Here is a 15,276-nt window from a genome sequence, read left to right on the forward strand (position 1 = left end):
GCGCGGTGTATCGGCCTCGCACGGGTCACTTGGGGATGTGTCCGCTATTTGCCGAGTTAACCGCTCCAGGGGGTTCGGCGGGCGCTCCCACCGAGCGGTTGCGTCCCGCCGCCAGGCCGGGCACCGTCATGACGGCGCAGACGACCAGCACACCGGCCACTGGAACGCTCCACCCGCCGGTGGCGTCGTTCAGCGCTCCGACGGCGAGCGGGCCGAGCGCCGCGATGAGGTAGCCGATGCCCTGCGCCATCCCGGACAGTTGCGCCGCGACGTGCGCGTTGTGGGCGCGCAGTCCGATGAACGACAGCGCCGTGGCGAACCCGATGCCCTGCCCGAGCCCGAGCACGACCGCCCAGACCCACACCGACTCGATCGGTGCCCAGGTGACGCCGATGAACCCCACGGCGCCCAGCGTCGCCGTCGTGAGGACCAGGGGACGCTGGTCACGTGTCCGCCTGGCGAGCACCGGGACGGTCAGCGACCCCACCGCCTGTATCGCCGCCGACAGGGCCAGCACGTATCCGGCGGGCGCCTCGTCCATCCCGCGGTCCTGGCAGATCGTGGGGAGCCAGCCGAGAACGACGTACGCCAGCAGCGACTGCAGGCCCATGAACACCGTGACGTGCCAGGCCAGGCCGGACCGCCACACCTGCGCCGCCACTCCGCGCGGGGCGGCGGCGGGCGGCGCCGACCGCGCCGCGTGCGCCGCCCGGCGCGCCCTCGGCACCCACAGCAGCCCGGCGAGCGCCGCCGGGACCACCAGCAGGCCCAGCGGCAGCCGCCACGTGGAGTCGAAGATGTGCTCCACCGGCACGACGAGCCCGGACGAGATCGACGCGCCGGCCGTCACGGCGACGGTGTAGACGGCCGTCACCGTGGTGATCCTGGACGGATGGTCCCGCTTGATGATCCCGGGCATCGCGATGTTGCCGATGCTGATCGCGATACCGGCGACCAGCGATCCGGCGAACAGCGGGAACGGCGCGTCCAGCAGACGCAGCAGCATCCCCGCGACGAGCAGCGCCATCGCGCTGACCAGGAGCGTCTCGCCGCGCGGGGCACGGCGCAGGAACGCCGCGATCAGCCCGTAGGAGCCGAAGAACACCAGCGGCAGCGTCGTCAGCGCGCCCGCCGCCGCCCCCGACAGCCGGAACTCGCCGCTGATCTCGGTCAGCACCGGCCCGATCGCCGCGATCGCCGGCCGCAGGTTGACCGCCACCAGGACGATCATCAGCAGCGAACCGGCGAGCCCGGCCCGCCGCCCCGTCACCGATCCACCCCGTCACGCGCGGCGAGGGTCTCCAGGACGGCGAGGGTCGGCTCGACGACCGCGGCGGCCGCCCACGCCGCGCCGCCCGGGTCGCCCGCCGCGATCGCGTCCAGGACGGCGCGGTGGGCCGCGGGACCGGCCTCGGGGACCTCGCGGTCGAGCCTGATGTCGCGGATCGACTCGCGCAGCCGGTCGATGAAGAAGCGCATCGCCTCGATCAGCACGGGGTTGCGGGACGCCTCCGCGACGCCCAGGTGGAAGGCCGCGTCGGCGGCGCCGAACGCGTCCGCCTCGGTGGCCTCGTCGCGGGCGCGCAGGAGGTCCTCCAGCCGCGCGAGGTCGGCCTCGGTGCGGCGCCGTGCGGCGAGGCGCGCCGCCTGGACGTCGTAGGCGAGCTGCACCTCGAAGAAGTCCCGGATGGACGCGCGGGCCACCCGCCGCAGCAGCGGACGCGGGTCGGTGGAGCTGCGGACGTACGTCCCGTCCCCGCGCCGCACCTCCAGCACCCCGACGTGCGTCAGCGCCCGAATCGCCTCGCGGACGGCGGGACGGCTCACGCCGAGCTGCGCGGCCAGGTCGTGCTCGGCCGGGATGCGTTCGCCGACCGGCCAGGAGCCGTCGCTGACCTGCGCCTGGAGCTGGTCGAGCACGGCGTCGACGGTCGACCCTCCGGCCACGGGACTCAAACCCACCGAAACCCCCTTGAGTAAGACGTCAGACATCTTACGGCGCAACCGGACGGTTAAGCCCCTGACGTCGGGTAAAGGCGACGTCGAGGAGGTGTCACCATGCTCGCCAGCGCCCCCGGCAACCTGGGCGACACCGCCTTCTTCATCGTCGGCCCGATCGCCCTCTTCTTCGCGCTCGCCGCCTGGATCACGATGACGCTGATGACCTCCCGCAAACCGCGGCGTCCCCGGGGCGGAGGCACCGGCCTGCCGCATCGCGGGCCCGTCCAGGGCGGCGTCATCCTGGGCAGCCCGTCCCAGCGCACGCGCCGCGACCCGGCCCCGTCGGTGACCCACCGGCAGGTCATGCGGCACATCGAGGACGAACGTGAACGCGAGGCCCGGGAAGCCCGCGAGGGCGAGTCGCAGGCCGCCGCGCGCAGCGGTCGCGGCAGGAAACACGAGAAGGGGAGGAGGCGCGCACCGGGCAAGAGGCGCCTGCGCGGACATCGATGACCCCCGCGAAGCACCGGAACGCGACGCCCGCCGGAGCCGGCACCGATGCCCCGCACCCCACCCGGCGGGCGTCGTCCGAGCCCGCGGTGATCGCCGAGACCCCTCCCGGCGGTCACCGCGGGTCCGCCCATGCCGGGCCGTCAGACGGGCCCCGCCGGGCGCGGCCCGTCAGATGCCGCGCGACTGGGAGATCGAACCCGAGGTGGCGAGGGTGAACGTGCGCATCGACTCGGCGAACTTCGACAGGTCCCATTCGGCCGGGCCCTCGTACCAGTAGAGGTTGTCCGCGCCCTCGGCCCGCTCACCCGCGTCCTTCACCGTCTCGGCCCACTTCGGGACGGTGTCGAACACGACCGCGTACGGCAGGAACCGCGAGAACAGCGCGATCCGCTGCCGGGCCGCCGCCTCGTCGCCGTCCGGGACGGCGCCGCGCTCCAGGAACGCGCGGAAGCCGATGGTGTGCGCGAGGACGGTCGCGCCCCGCGCCGTCTTGGCGGGCATGTACTGGCCGCCGTACGCCAGCGCCGCACCCGCGATGATCAGCGCGAGCCCGGCGAGGGCCCATTCGGTGGTGAGCGCCAGCGCGACGGTACCGGCGACGCCGAGGACGGTGACGAGGATCCCCCCGACCGTCCACCGGGACCGGACGGTGTCGGGGCGGCGCGCGAACCAGCCCTGCTTTACCACGTCGTCGTACATCGCGGACCGCACCTGGGCGAGTTTCGTGGCGAACGTCCCGCCGAGTTCCGACAGCCTGACCGCGTCGCGTCCGGTGCCGTCCGGGGCGGTCAGCAGCGCGTCCAGCAGGATCCGCTCGTAGGGCAGCAGGTCGACGACGGGACGGTCCAGCCGGCGCAGCGTCCAGTCGAGGCGGCCGGTCAGGGCCCGGTCCTCCTCCTCGATCAGCAGGTAGCCGCGGACCGCGAGGTCGACGATCGTCGCGGTCACGTCGATCACGTCGGCCTGCTCGTCGATCAGCGTGCCGATCTGCCCGGGGCGCACTCCGTCCGGCGGCTCGAACTCCGTCCCGGAGACGGGCGCGTGGTCGCCCTCGGCGGCCTTCCTGCCCACGACCCGGGCGTCGCGTCCCCGCAGCAGGTACAGGGCCCCGAGGCCGCCGCCGAGCAGCACCAGCAGCCCCACCAGCGCGGCGCCGGTGACGGCGTTGACGGAGAACGCCGTCGCGACCGTGTGGCGCCGCTCGTAGATGGCCTGCCCGCCGGTCGTGCCCGCCGGGAGGCCCGCGACGACCGTGAGGTACTCGCCCGGCAGCATGCCCTTCTGCGCGTAGACGCCCTGCGTGTGCGTGTGGTTCATGTAGTACTGCGTGCAGCCGATGGTGCTGCCGATCGGCCCGGTGAAGCAGTTGACGCTGCGGATCGGCGCGCCGGCGTCCACGGTCGCGCGCGCGTCGTCCACCGGGACCTGCCAGCCGCCGATGACCGGCCAGCGCAGCTCCTCCGCCTGCCCCATCCGCGTGATCGCGCCGCGAACCTCGTACTCCAGGACGACCGTGTGGTCGCCGGTCAGCTCCTTGCCGCCGGTCACCGTGACGGTCGTCCGGGTGTCCTCGACGGACGAGGTGACCGTCGCGGGGCCGCCGTCGGGGCTGCTCGCCCGCAGGTTCGACAGCGTGTGGACGCGGTCCTCGGTCAGGCTTTCGTGGCTCCGCGTCGGGAACGTCCGCTCGAAGCCCCGGTGGCCGGCGAACCGGTAGACGATCGTCTCCTTCACCCGGATCACGCCGCCCTGCCCCGCGGTGAGGACGGCCTGGTCCTTCAGCACCCGCTCCTGCGCGGCCCGCTCCCGCACGGCCGCCGGCGCCTGCGCGACCTCCGACGCGGCCGCGGATGTGCAGGTCAACACCGGCAGAAGCGACAGGGCCGACAACACGACGACGACCGACCGCATCCGGAACAACCCCACAAGAGCAGACATGGCGGCAAATGGTATCGCCAATGCGTGCGATGATTCCCTGCTATGGCTGGTCAGTACCCTCCGCCGCCTCCGCAGCGGCCGCCGGCGCCGCCGTACGGCCGTCCCGGATACGGTCCCTCAGGCGTGCCCGGATATGGCCCGCCCGCGTACGGGCCGCCGCCCTACGGCCCGCCCGGCCGACAGCCTGGTCCGCCGCATCAGTACAGGTACGTGCCGATGCGTCCGCCGCCGCGGCGCAGTGCCGGCGGGACGATCGCGGGCATCTTCGGTGCCCTCACGTCCCTGGCCGTCCTCGCGATCCTCGGGCTGGCGGTGCTCAGCGGGCCCGACGGTGTCGCCGGCACCCGTCCGCCCGCCGCGTCCGGCGGCGGCGGCACGCCGACGACCGCGCGCGAGAAGGCCGAGGACAGCAAGCTCTACAGGACGGGCGCGCTGACGCCGGTGAGCTGCCGGGTGCCGGGCATCCAGCCGAGCGACACGTCCATGCGCCGCTTCATGAACGTGCTGAGCGACTGCCTGGACGTCTCGTGGTCCAAGCAGTTCGGCAAGGCCGGGATCCCGTTCGACACCCCCGACCGCGTGTACTGGTCGGAGCCGGGACGCAGCCCGTGCGGCACCTACCCGGCGCCGGGGGCGTCCGCGTTCTACTGCCCGGCCAACAACACGATGTACGTGGGGGTCCGGCACGTCGTGCAGACCTCGGGCGGCGAGCCGCTGTCCCACTACTCGGTGTTCGCGCGGGTGATCGCGCACGAGTACGGCCACCACGTCCAGGACCGCGCCGGGATCCTGCTCTACGGGGACCGGCTGATGGACACCGGCGACATCGGCGAGCGCAACGAGGCGAGCCGGCGCATCGAGTTGCAGGCGCAGTGCTTCGCCGGCGCGTTCCTCGGCACCGAGCGGGTCACGCTCCCGATGACGCAGGAGCAGGTCAACGCGATGATCCGGGACGTCCGGGGCCGCGGCGACGAGCGGCTGCCGCCCGAGAAGCGCGACCACGGCTCGGGACGGCACTACGCGGGGTGGGTCATCACCGGCTTCGAGGGAAGCCGCCTGGCCGTCTGCAACACCTGGACGGTCCCGTCCTCCAAGGTCAGCTGACCCGCGGTCCCGGACCGGCAACGTCTCCGCATGCCCGCGCGTCTCCGCCCGGCGCCCGGCGGACGCGTGTGAGCGGACTCACGGGCGAGTGCTAGCTACCGTGCTTGCAATTGCAAGCACCATGACGCAAGGTGGAGACATGGCAAGTTCGAAGGTCGGCTCCATCGGGGAGTACATCCGTGAGCAGCGGACGCGGGCGAAGATCTCGCTGCGTCAGCTCGCGGACGTGTCCGGGATATCCAACCCGTACCTGAGCCAGATCGAGCGTGGGCTGCGCAAGCCGAGCGCGGAGATACTGCAGCAGATCGCGAAGGGGCTGCGGATCTCCGCCGAGGTGCTGTACGTGCAGGCCGGAATCCTCGAAGACCGCGAGGCCGACACGGACGTGCAGGCCGCCGTCCGGGACGACCTGCTCCTCACAGAGCGGCAGAAGCAGGTCCTGCTCGACATCTACGCCTCGTTCCTCAAGGAGAACGAGGCGGCCGGCGTGTTCCCGGCAGAGCACACCGGGCATGACGACGCGGTGCCTGAGAACGCGGCGCCCGAACGAGCCATGCCGCTGCACGACATGCAAGTACGAGCCATGCCAGAGCAAGACGGAAGGGAAGAGGTCGGATGACGCTGGCCAGCAATCTCCGAGAGAACAAGGCCCTGTACGCCGTGGCCGGCGCCGGTGACTTCGCGGTGGAGAAGATCCGCGAGGTCCCCGAGCAGGTGACGAAGTACCAGGGTGAGGTCCGCGAGCAGGTCGACCGGTACCGCGGGCAGGTCCGCGACACCGTGGACCGCTACCGCGGCGAGGTCACCAGGTACCAGGAGCGCGTCGACGCCAAGGACCTGCCCGGTGCCGCCGTCGCCTACGCGACGCATTTCGGCACCCGGGCGTTCGAGTTCATCGACGGGCTCGCCGAGCGCGGCAAGAAGGTCGTGCACCGCGAGGCCGTCGACGTCGCCGAGATCACCGAGGCCGAGGCGAAGCCCGCCGCGCGGGCCCGCACCGCGCAGCCGCGCAAGCCCGCGCAGGCGCGGTCCACCACGAAGAAGAGCGGCGCCTGAGCGCCGGTTGCGAACCCGGCCGGGGAACACCCGGCCGGGTTCTTTCGTCTTCCCAGAGGCGGCTTCGTCTTCGCCGGTGAGGGCGGGCTACCGGTCCGCACTGGACGGCGCGCATAGGGTTGGGGTAGTCAGACACCCCGTGTGCGCGACGTGGAGTCGCCGTCCGAGACGAGCAGGAGCGCTGATCGCCGATGTCGGGCTTCAATGTGCTGGACTACTTCTTCTGGCTGCTGCTGATCATCGCGTTCGTGATGGAGGCGTGGGCGCTGGTCGACTCGCTGACCGTCCCCGAGGGCGCGTACTCCGCGGCCGGCAAGTGGCGCAAGAAGATGTGGATGATCGTCTTGATCGTCGCGGTCGTCGTGGGCTTCGCCTACGCGGTGGCGCCCGCCGCGCTGGGGGCCAGCCCGATCGCCCTGCTGATCGGCATCCTGCCGGTCGCGGCGTTCATCGCCGCCGCCGTCTACCTGGCCGACGTCCGCCCGGCGGTCGCCCCGTACAAGAAGAAGAACGGCCGCGGCGACTCCCGATCGGGCCCCTACGGTCCCTGGTGATCTCTAGAGTGAGCGCATGAGCAGCGACGTTCACGGACGCACGACCCGGCTGGAACTGGACGACCAGGCGCTCCGCGAATGGGAGGCCGTCGTCCTCGACGCCGGCCCGGACGGGATCGTCCTCGACCGGTCGGCGTTCTATCCGGGCGGCGGCGGGCAGCCGCCGGACCACGGGGTGCTGCTCTGGCAGGGCGTGCAGACGCGGATCGCCGGGGTGCGCAAGGGCGATGACCTGGTGCTGATCCCGGTGGAGGACGACCCGGTCCCGCCGGTCGGCACCGTCGTGCGGGGAGCCGTCGAGGACGATCGCCGCACCGCGCTGATGCGCACCCACTCCGGCCTGCACCTCCTGTGCGGCGTGGTGTTCCGCGATTACGGCTGCCTCGTCACTGGCGGCAACATGGAGCCGCTGGCCGCACGCATGGACTTCGACCTGCGCGAGGTCCCGGCCGGGTTCAAGCAGGCCGTCGAGGACGCCTGCAACGCCGAGGTCCAGGCCGACCGCCGCATCGACATCAGGACGCTGCCGCGCGCCGAGGCGTTCGAGATCCCCGACATCATCCGGACGGCGACGAACCTCGTCCCGCCGGAGGTCCAGGACGTCCGCATCGTCGACATCGTCGGCCTCGACACCCAGGCCGACGGCGGTACCCACGTCGGCTCCACCAAGCAGATCGGCCGGATCACGGTCGCGAAGGTCGAGAACAAGGGCCGCGGCTTCCGCCGCCTCCGCATCAGGGTCGAGGACTAGCCGGGTCCGGCCGCGGGCCGGGTGCCGGACCGGGCACCGGGCGGCGGGCGCCTCCGCCGGCCGGTGCCCGGCGGTCAGGGGGACGGGCGGGTCAGCGCCTCGACCGAGACCAGGCCGTGTTCGACGATGTCCACGGCGCGGTCCAGGGCCTTGCGCATCGAGAGCGGGTCGTAGCCTTCGCGGCGGCAGTGCGCGACGACCGCCTGCATGCCGCCGATCGCCACGCCGGACGCGGCGACGGCGTCGATCTCCGCGATGCCCGGGCACAGGTCGCGCAGCAGCGCCTCGATCTGCTCCTGCGTGTCCATCATGCGCTGGAGCCCCCGCGCCTGCAGGCCGGGACGTTCCATGATCAGGGCGATCTGGACGGCCCCGTACTCGCCGTGTTCGGAGACGAGCGCCTCCAGGACGTCCATGACGCTGCGCCGGATCGTCTCCATGGGCGTCTCGCCGGGGGTGCGGCGCAGTTGTTCGGACACTTCGGCGAGACGCTCGTCGATCTCGGCGAAGACCACGTCCTCCTTGGACGGGAAGTAGCTGAAGAACGTGCGGGGGGACACGTCGGCCGCGGCGGCGATCTCGGCGATCGTCGTCTCCTCGTAGCCGCGCTCGGCGAACAGGTGGAGCGCGGCGTTCGCGATGGCCTGGCGGGTGCGGCGTTTCTTGCGCTCCCGCAGGCTCGTCCGCGCGGCGTCCTGACCGCCGTTCGCATCGGCACTGCCGTCCATGTGACGGACATTACCATGACTGCAAAGTTGCATCTATTGCAAAACTGCAGCGATGGGTGTTTTCTGCGAACATGGCGCGGTTTTCTGAGGGCGGTACGGGCCCCTCCGACGGGACGGCGGGACGGTCGGGCGACCCGGGAAGGATCGCGCGTTCCCTGGAGGCGCTCGGGCGGCTCTGCGTGCGGCGGCGCCGCGCCGTCTTCGAACTGTGGTTCGTCGTGATGCTCGGCGCCGGCGTCCTCGGCCTCATGCACGGCGGCATGTTCAGCCAGCAGAGCACGCTGCCCGGCACCGAGACCCAGCGGGCCATCGACACGCTCGCCCAGGACTTCCCGGCGATGACCGGCCCGACCGCGACCGTCGTCTTCCACGAGACCCGCCAGGCCACCCCGGGCGACTGGCGCGCCGCGCTCACCATCGGCGAGTCGATCGACAACATCTCGAAGCTCGACCGGGTCGCGTTCACCGAGAACCCCTACGTCCAGGGCATGGGCGGGTTGAAGTCCGACGACGCGGTCGTCGTCCGGCTCAACTTCACCGGGACGATGAGCGACGTCAGCGGGGCCGACCTCGACGAGCTGAACCAGGCCGTCGCACCCGCGCGGATGGCCGGGCTGGACGTGAAGTTCGGCGGCATCGTCGCGATGATCCTCAACCAGCCGAAGGGCGGCCCGCAGGAGGGCGTCGGGATCTTCCTGGCGATGGGCGTGCTGCTGCTGGCGTTCGGGTCGTACTTCGCGGCGGGCATCCCGATCCTGGTGTCGCTCTGCGCCCTGGCCGTCTCGTACTCGCTGATCCATTTCCTGGCGTCGCTGTTCCAGATCGCGCCGACCGCGCCGATGGTCGCGGCGATGCTCGGCATCGGCGCCGGAATCGACTACGCGCTGTTCATCGTCACCCGCTACCGGCAGCAGCTCGCCGAGGGCGACGACGTCGAGACCGCGGTCAGACGCGCCATGGCCCACTCGGGGCACGCCGTCGTCTTCGCCGGCGGCACCGTCGTGTTCGCGATCTGCGGGCTGTTCCTGTCCGGGATCGCGTTCGTCGGGCGGATCGGGCTCACCACCGCCCTCGCGGTCGCCATCATGGTCGTCGCCGCGCTGACCCTGCTGCCCGCCATCCTGGGGTCGCTGGGGGAGCGCATCGACCGGTACAAGCTGCCCCGCGTCCGCCCGGACCGCAGTTCGCAGCGCTGGATGAGGTGGGGACGGCATGTCGACCGGCATGCCTGGCCCTACGCGATCGTCGCGGCCCTCGTCCTGCTGGCGCTGTCCGTCCCCACGCTCAGCCTGCGGTTCGGTGTGATGGCCGACAGCATGGCCTCGCCGGAGATGGAGACCCGGCAGGCCTATGACATCGTCGCGGAGGAGTTCGGCGCCGGGCACTACGGCCCGTTCGTGGTCGTCGCGAAGATGCCCGGGGAGGAGAAGCGCGACAAACCGAAACGGGCGGTGCCCACGGTCGACGGGATGCAAGGCCTGGCCGGTCTCACCGGGCCCGCGGTCCCCGCACCGAACCCGTCGCCCACCGAGCAGTCCCGGCCCAAGGGCGCACCCGACACGAGCAAGAAGCCCGACGAGCGCGCGGTCCTCGTCGCGCAGGAGTTGAGGCGGGCCCTGTCCGAGGCGCCCGGCGTCGTCTTCGTCGGCGAACCCGTCGTGACCGGGACGACCGCGATCCTGCGGGTCACACCGCGGGACGCGCCCCATGCCGAGACGACCACCGATCTCGTCCACCGGTTGCGGAGCGTGGAGATCCCCGAGGTGCGGGACGCGCATCCGGACGCGGAGATCTACCTCGGCGGCGAGAACCCCGCGATCATCGACCTGGCCGAGACGGTCGGGGACCGCATGCTGACGGTCGTCGTCGCGGTCGTGGGCGTCGCGCTGCTGCTCCTCGTCATCGCCTTCCGGTCGATCGTCGTCCCGGTGAAGGCGGCGCTGATGAACCTGCTGTCGATCGGCGCCTCCTTCGGCGTCGTCACGGCCGTCTTCCAGTGGGGCTGGGGCATCAACCTGCTCGGCCTCGACCAGGCCATCCCGATCATGTCGTTCATCCCCCTGTTCATGTTCGCGCTGATCTTCGGGCTGTCCATGGACTACGAGGTGTTCCTGCTGTCGCGGATCAAGGAGGAGTACGAGCGGACGGGCGACCCGCACGAGTCCGTCGTGATCGGGATCGGGGCCACCGCCCGGCTCATCACCTCGGCCGCGCTCATCATGATCTTTGTGTTCGCCAGCTTCGTCCCGCAGCCCGACCCGATGGTCAAGATGATGGCCCTCGGCCTCGCGGTCGCCGTCGCGGTCGACGCCACGATCGTCCGGCTCGTCCTCGTCCCGGCGCTGATGAGCCTGCTCGGCCACGCCAACTGGTGGTGGCCGGGCCGGGGCCGCCCCGCCGTCCCGTCCTCCCCGCCGCCGCCCCCGGAACCGGCGAGCGAACAACTGGAACTGGAACTGACCCACTGACCCGCCGCCCGGTGCGAGTCCGCGCCCGCAGCGGGGCTAGGTGCGGCGGCGGGTCAGGGCCCTCTTGACGGCGAACGCCCACCCGGCGACTCCGGCGGCTCCGAGGAACAGGAACAGCACACCGAGGCCGTAGGACTGCCAGCCGGCGTCCATCCGGTTCTTGGGGCCGTCCAGGCGGGTGGCGTAGTCGGGGTCGACGAGCAGGACGACTCCGGCGAACAGGATGGTGGCGGGCAGCGTCCATGCGAGGGCTCCGCACAGGTCGGCGAACCACCCGTTGGAGAGCAGCCCGCCGAGCAGCAGCGGAACGCCCATGCCGGCCCACAGCACCGCCGAACGCCAGTCACCGATGCCGGTCGCGGCCCGGCCGACGGCCAGGACGCCGCAGCCGAGCAGGATGAATCCGAGCACGCGCATCCCGATGTCCGGACGCTCGGTGTCGGTCACGGTATCTGCTCGACCCTGACACCCGGCACGCTCTCGTACACCTCGGGTTCCGCGGTGATCAGCGGCCAGCGCCGCCAGCGCGCGGACCAGGCGGCCTGCGCCGCGTCCATCCCGAGGGTGGGGATCGTGGTGACGAGCAGCCCGGTCTGCTGGGCGATCACGTCGTCGAGGTCGTCCACGTGCACGACCTGCATGCCCGGCAGCCGTTCGAGGACGGCGCGGCCGTGGTCGGGGACGAGCTGCCAGGCACGCGCCAGCGACGTCGCGGGGATGACGATCGTGGCGTGCTGGGCGATGGAGGCGCGCAGCCGGGCGCGGACATAGATCGTCTTGCCGGTGGCGAGGTCCAGGAGAGCGGTCGCGTCGAAGACGTGACCGGTGATCACGCGACGTCCCGGCGGTCCGGGACGCCACGTTCGACGAGCCTGTCCACCATGGCCTGCTCGTCCGGGCTCGGCGGGCCGAACAGGTCGTCGATGGTGGACGCGTCCCGCAGGAAGGCCAGCTTGAGCCGCGCCCCGTCAGCCAGGAACCCGGACACCGAGGCGATCTTCTTCTCCTCGGCGAGCCCCTGCAGCGTGGCGGCAAGCTCATCGGGGAGCGTGATGTTGAGTCTCGCCATGGGCCACACAATACACACTCGCGACCCCCGCAGTGTGTATTCGCTGTGGTTCAGGTCACGGAATCATCACGCGCAGGACGCTCGCGGCGGCGTCTCACGGACTGAAATTCAGGTGGGAATGTCCGATCCGGGTGGCATGCTTGTGACGTGAGCCCACGTGTGATGAGTGCCCTCCTGGTCGGCCGGTCGGCCGAGTTGGGCGAACTGGAGGACGCGCTCGCCGGGGCACCCGGGGCCGTACTGCTCGGCGGTGACGCCGGGCTCGGCAAGACCCGCCTGATCCGCGAGTTCACCCGGTCCGTGGAAGGCGCGAGCGGCGGTGGGCACGCCACCGTCCTCACCGGCGGCTGCCTTGAGCTCGGCTCCGACGGCCTGCCCTTCGCGCCGTTCACGACCGTTCTCCGCGGGCTCGTCCGCGACATCGGCATCGACGGCGTCGCCGGGCTCGTCCCGCGCGGTGACACCGGCGGCCTCGCCCGGCTGCTGCCCGAGTTCGGGGAGCCGGAGTCCGACGCCGCCTCCGGTGAGGAGCGCGCACGGCTGTTCGAGGTCATGCTGACGCTGCTGGAGCGGCTCGCCGAACGCGGCCCGGTCGTGCTGGTCATCGAGGACGCCCACTGGGCCGACCGCTCCACCCGCGACCTGCTGGCCTTCCTGATCCGCAACCTCGGCGTCGCGCCGGTGCTGATCGTCGTCACGTACCGGTCGGACGAACTGCACCGCACCCATCCGCTGCGTCCGCTGCTCGCCGGGCTGGAGCGGGTCGAGCGCGTCCGGCGGCTGGAGATCGCACCGCTGTCCCGCGCCGACGTGGCCGCGCTCGTGGCCGAGATTCTCGGGGACGAGCACCGCCAGGTCCCGCCGGGCCTCGTCGAGCGGGTCGCCGCCCGCAGCGAGGGCAACCCGCTGTTCATCGAGGCCCTGCTCGACGACGACGGCACGATGGCGTGCGAGCTTCCCGAGTCGCTGCGCGATCTGCTGCTGGCCGGGGTGCAGCGGCTCCCCGAGGAGACGCAGGACGTCCTGCGGGACGCCAGCGGCGGCGGCACCCGCATCGACCACGCGCTGCTGGCCACCGTCACCGGGCTCGGAGACTCCGCCCTGACCCGGGTGCTGCGCCCCGCCGTCGCCGCCAACGTGCTGGTCGTGGACGGCGACGGCTACGCGTTCCGGCATGCCCTGATCCGCGAGGCCGTCCACGACGACCTGCTGCCGGGCGAGCACACGCGGCTGCACCGGCGCTATGCCGAAGCCCTGGAGGACGACCCGTCGCTCGTCCCGCCCGGGCGGCTCTGGGTCGAGCTGAGCCACCACTGGCAGGCGGCCCACGACAGTACGTGGGCGCTGGTCGCGTCCTGGCGGGCCGCCGCCCACGCACGCAAGGCCCTCGCCTACGCCGAGTGCCTGACGATGCTGTCGCGCGTCCTCGAAATGTGGGACCGGGTTCCGGACGCGGCGGAACGCATCGGCGCCGACCACGTCACGGTCCTGGAGAAGGCCGCGTCCGCCGCCGACGAGGCCGGCGAGTTCGACCGCGGCATCAAGCTCGTCACCGCGGCCCTCCGCGAAGCCGAGGCCGGAGCCGAAGCCGGGGCGGGTCCGCTCGACCCGGCCCGCGCGGCGGTACTGCTGGAGCTGCGCGGCCGCATGCGCAATCAGATGGCGCGCCCGGGCTTCGTCGAGGACCTGCGGGCCGCGGTGGCGCTGCTGCCGCCCGACCCGCCGACCGCCCTGCGCGCGCGGGCACTGGCCACGCTGGGGAACTACGTCCGCCTCACCACCGACATCGGTGAGGCCCGCAAGGTCGCGGCCGAGTCCCTGGCCGTCGCGCGGGCGCTCGGCGACCCCGTCACCGAGACGGAGGCGCTGATCACACAGTTCTGCGCCGACGTCGACTACGAGAACGAGACCGGAATCACCGAGGTCGGGCGGACGGCCGAGAGCTGCGGCGACCACCGGGTCCTGCTCCGCTACTACGTGATCAAGACGCATTTCCTGGAGGGCGCCGGCCGGCACGAGGAAGCCGCCGCCGTCGCCGGACGCGGCATCGAACTCGCCCGCGAGCACGGCGTGGCCCGCACCCAGGGCACGTTCCTGTCCATCAACCGGGCCGAGCCGCTCGTCTCGCTCGGCCGGTGGGACGAGGCCGTCACCGTGCTGAACCGCGCCATGGAGCAGGACCCCGCGGTCACGACCCGCACGTCGCTGCTCGTCCTGTCCGGCTGGATGGCGCTGTCGCGCGGGGACCTGGACACCGCCAAGGAGCGGCTGGTCACGTCCCGCGACATCATGAACCTCAAGATGAAGTGGCTGAAGACGCAGGACTACTTCGCCACGCTCTGGCTTGAGGCGAACGTGGCACTCGCCGAAGGACACGCCGAGGAGGCCCTGGACGCGGTGCGTCCCGTCCTCGACCACGCGGGCCTGCCCGACGACGCCCGCTACGCCTGGCCGGCGCTGGTCACCGGCGCGTCGGTCTGCGCGGAGCTCGGCCCCGCCGCCGCGGGCGACCTGCGGCGGATCGAGGAACGCGCCGCCGGCCTCGACGTGAAGGGCCCGCTCCAGCGGGCGCACTGCCTCACGTTCAGCGCCGAACTGGCCCGCGCCCGAGGCGTTCTCGACCTGGCCGCCTGGGAGGAGTCCGCGGCGGCGTGGGAGGCGCTAGGCAACCCGTACTACCGGGCGCGTGCGCTGTTCCACGCTGCGGAGGCCGCGCTGGCGTGCGGCGACCACGATGCGGCGGCGTCCCGGCTGCGGACGGCGGCGGAGCTGGCGGGCGGCCTCGGCGCCGCCCCGCTCGGCGAGCGCGTCGCGGACCTGCTGCGCCGCACCCGCACCCCGCGCGGCGGCGAGACGTCCGCGCCGCTCGGGCTGACGCCGCGCGAGTACGAGGTGCTGCGCCTGGTCGCGGAGGGCCGCAGCAACCGCGACATCGCCGAGGCGCTGTTCATCTCGGCGAAGACGGCCAGCGTGCACGTCTCCAACATCCTCGGGAAGCTGGACGTGGCGAGCCGGGGCGAGGCCGCCGCGACCGCGCACCGCCTGGCGCTCTTCGCCGCACCCGCCGGACGTGACACCGCCGGACGTGACACCGCCCGGAACGGACGGGGCGCCGCGTCCGTGATGTGATTCGGTGGCGGGGATCTCCCCTCCG

The 15,276-nt window shown here is 72.3% G+C and carries 15 protein-coding genes; 8 read left to right on the forward strand and 7 right to left on the reverse strand.

Annotated features, from left to right (window positions below; genetic code table 11):
- Positions 1–25: 25 nt before the first annotated feature.
- Together ACGFIS_RS02060 and ACGFIS_RS02065 are read right to left on the reverse strand one after the other, a co-directional pair.
- The gene (locus ACGFIS_RS02060) at positions 26–1,270 is read right to left on the reverse strand and encodes a CynX/NimT family MFS transporter (protein ID WP_392910601.1); all 1,245 of its coding nucleotides are present in this window, start codon (positions 1,268–1,270) and stop codon (positions 26–28) included.
- On the reverse strand, positions 1,267–1,962 hold the full coding sequence (locus ACGFIS_RS02065; RefSeq protein WP_392910599.1) for a FadR/GntR family transcriptional regulator: 696 nt from the start codon (positions 1,960–1,962) through the stop codon (positions 1,267–1,269). The genes ACGFIS_RS02060 and ACGFIS_RS02065 overlap by 4 nt, the downstream gene beginning before the upstream one ends.
- Before the next feature lie 96 nt (positions 1,963–2,058).
- Between ACGFIS_RS02065 and ACGFIS_RS02070 the strand changes: the two genes are divergently transcribed.
- Positions 2,059–2,454, forward strand: coding sequence for a hypothetical protein (locus ACGFIS_RS02070; RefSeq protein WP_392969073.1), 396 nt, complete (start codon positions 2,059–2,061; stop codon positions 2,452–2,454).
- A gap of 168 nt (positions 2,455–2,622) precedes the next feature.
- Here ACGFIS_RS02070 and ACGFIS_RS02075 read toward each other — a convergent pair whose 3' ends face one another.
- Positions 2,623–4,392 carry a DUF2207 domain-containing protein gene (locus tag ACGFIS_RS02075; RefSeq protein ID WP_392969076.1) on the reverse strand — a complete coding sequence of 590 codons (1,770 nt, stop codon included), beginning with the start codon at positions 4,390–4,392 and terminating at the stop codon, positions 2,623–2,625.
- Between the two features lie 216 nt (positions 4,393–4,608).
- Here ACGFIS_RS02075 and ACGFIS_RS02080 point away from each other — a divergent pair, with 216 nt between their 5' ends.
- The 5 genes from ACGFIS_RS02080 to ACGFIS_RS02100 all read left to right on the forward strand — a co-directional run bounded on the left by ACGFIS_RS02080 (position 4,609) and on the right by ACGFIS_RS02100 (position 7,857).
- Positions 4,609–5,496 (forward strand): neutral zinc metallopeptidase, encoded by an 888-nt coding sequence (locus tag ACGFIS_RS02080; RefSeq protein WP_392969079.1) that lies wholly within the window; start codon positions 4,609–4,611, stop codon positions 5,494–5,496.
- 139 nt (positions 5,497–5,635) lie between these two features.
- Positions 5,636–6,115 carry a helix-turn-helix domain-containing protein gene (locus ACGFIS_RS02085; RefSeq protein ID WP_392910590.1) on the forward strand — a complete coding sequence of 160 codons (480 nt, stop codon included), beginning with the start codon at positions 5,636–5,638 and terminating at the stop codon, positions 6,113–6,115.
- Positions 6,112–6,552 carry a hypothetical protein gene (locus tag ACGFIS_RS02090; protein ID WP_392910588.1) on the forward strand — a complete coding sequence of 147 codons (441 nt, stop codon included), beginning with the start codon at positions 6,112–6,114 and terminating at the stop codon, positions 6,550–6,552. Before ACGFIS_RS02085 ends, ACGFIS_RS02090 begins: the two co-directional genes overlap by 4 nt.
- 191 nt (positions 6,553–6,743) lie before the next feature.
- Entirely contained in the window at positions 6,744–7,106 is a 363-nt protein-coding gene (locus tag ACGFIS_RS02095; RefSeq protein WP_392910586.1) for a DUF2516 family protein, read from the forward strand.
- A 16-nt stretch (positions 7,107–7,122) separates the two neighbouring features.
- Positions 7,123–7,857 carry an alanyl-tRNA editing protein gene (locus ACGFIS_RS02100; protein ID WP_392910584.1) on the forward strand — a complete coding sequence of 245 codons (735 nt, stop codon included), beginning with the start codon at positions 7,123–7,125 and terminating at the stop codon, positions 7,855–7,857.
- Between the two features lie 74 nt (positions 7,858–7,931).
- Here ACGFIS_RS02100 and ACGFIS_RS02105 read toward each other — a convergent pair whose 3' ends face one another.
- Entirely contained in the window at positions 7,932–8,585 is a 654-nt protein-coding gene (locus ACGFIS_RS02105; RefSeq protein ID WP_392910582.1) for a TetR family transcriptional regulator, read from the reverse strand.
- Between the two features lie 71 nt (positions 8,586–8,656).
- Between ACGFIS_RS02105 and ACGFIS_RS02110 the strand changes: the two genes are divergently transcribed.
- On the forward strand, positions 8,657–11,053 hold the full coding sequence (locus tag ACGFIS_RS02110) for an MMPL family transporter (protein WP_392969082.1): 2,397 nt from the start codon (positions 8,657–8,659) through the stop codon (positions 11,051–11,053).
- A gap of 36 nt (positions 11,054–11,089) precedes the next feature.
- Here ACGFIS_RS02110 and ACGFIS_RS02115 read toward each other — a convergent pair whose 3' ends face one another.
- From ACGFIS_RS02115 to ACGFIS_RS02125, 3 genes are read right to left on the reverse strand one after another with little or no spacing between them, the layout of a single operon-like run.
- Positions 11,090–11,500: a hypothetical protein gene (locus ACGFIS_RS02115; protein ID WP_392910578.1), complete on the reverse strand. Its 411-nt coding sequence runs from the start codon at positions 11,498–11,500 to the stop codon at positions 11,090–11,092.
- A complete protein-coding gene (locus tag ACGFIS_RS02120; RefSeq protein WP_392910576.1) occupies positions 11,497–11,886 on the reverse strand; it encodes a hypothetical protein in 390 nt (129 codons plus the stop codon). The genes ACGFIS_RS02115 and ACGFIS_RS02120 overlap by 4 nt, the downstream gene beginning before the upstream one ends.
- Positions 11,883–12,122: a hypothetical protein gene (locus ACGFIS_RS02125; protein ID WP_358455244.1), complete on the reverse strand. Its 240-nt coding sequence runs from the start codon at positions 12,120–12,122 to the stop codon at positions 11,883–11,885. Before ACGFIS_RS02125 ends, ACGFIS_RS02120 begins: the two co-directional genes overlap by 4 nt.
- A gap of 147 nt (positions 12,123–12,269) precedes the next feature.
- On the opposite strand from ACGFIS_RS02125, the gene ACGFIS_RS02130 reads away from it, so the two are divergent.
- Positions 12,270–15,251, forward strand: a complete 2,982-nt coding sequence (locus ACGFIS_RS02130) for an ATP-binding protein (protein WP_392910573.1) — start codon at positions 12,270–12,272, stop codon at positions 15,249–15,251.
- The last annotated feature ends 25 nt before the right edge of the window (positions 15,252–15,276 follow it).

Source organism: Spirillospora sp. NPDC048824 (genome assembly GCF_043198455.1).
Taxonomy (GTDB): Bacteria; Actinomycetota; Actinomycetes; order Streptosporangiales; family Streptosporangiaceae; genus Spirillospora.

Coding starts and splice junctions, on each gene's coding strand:
- ACGFIS_RS02090 (WP_392910588.1), top strand. CDS start 6,112: ATGACGCTGGCCAGCAATCTCCGAGAGAACAAGGCCCTGTACGCCGTG.
- ACGFIS_RS02105 (WP_392910582.1), bottom strand. CDS start 8,585: ATGGACGGCAGTGCCGATGCGAACGGCGGTCAGGACGCCGCGCGGACG.
- ACGFIS_RS02085 (WP_392910590.1), top strand. CDS start 5,636: ATGGCAAGTTCGAAGGTCGGCTCCATCGGGGAGTACATCCGTGAGCAG.
- ACGFIS_RS02075 (WP_392969076.1), bottom strand. CDS start 4,392: ATGTCTGCTCTTGTGGGGTTGTTCCGGATGCGGTCGGTCGTCGTCGTG.
- ACGFIS_RS02095 (WP_392910586.1), top strand. CDS start 6,744: ATGTCGGGCTTCAATGTGCTGGACTACTTCTTCTGGCTGCTGCTGATC.
- ACGFIS_RS02070 (WP_392969073.1), top strand. CDS start 2,059: ATGCTCGCCAGCGCCCCCGGCAACCTGGGCGACACCGCCTTCTTCATC.
- ACGFIS_RS02110 (WP_392969082.1), top strand. CDS start 8,657: ATGGCGCGGTTTTCTGAGGGCGGTACGGGCCCCTCCGACGGGACGGCG.
- ACGFIS_RS02100 (WP_392910584.1), top strand. CDS start 7,123: ATGAGCAGCGACGTTCACGGACGCACGACCCGGCTGGAACTGGACGAC.
- ACGFIS_RS02080 (WP_392969079.1), top strand. CDS start 4,609: ATGCGTCCGCCGCCGCGGCGCAGTGCCGGCGGGACGATCGCGGGCATC.
- ACGFIS_RS02125 (WP_358455244.1), bottom strand. CDS start 12,122: ATGGCGAGACTCAACATCACGCTCCCCGATGAGCTTGCCGCCACGCTG.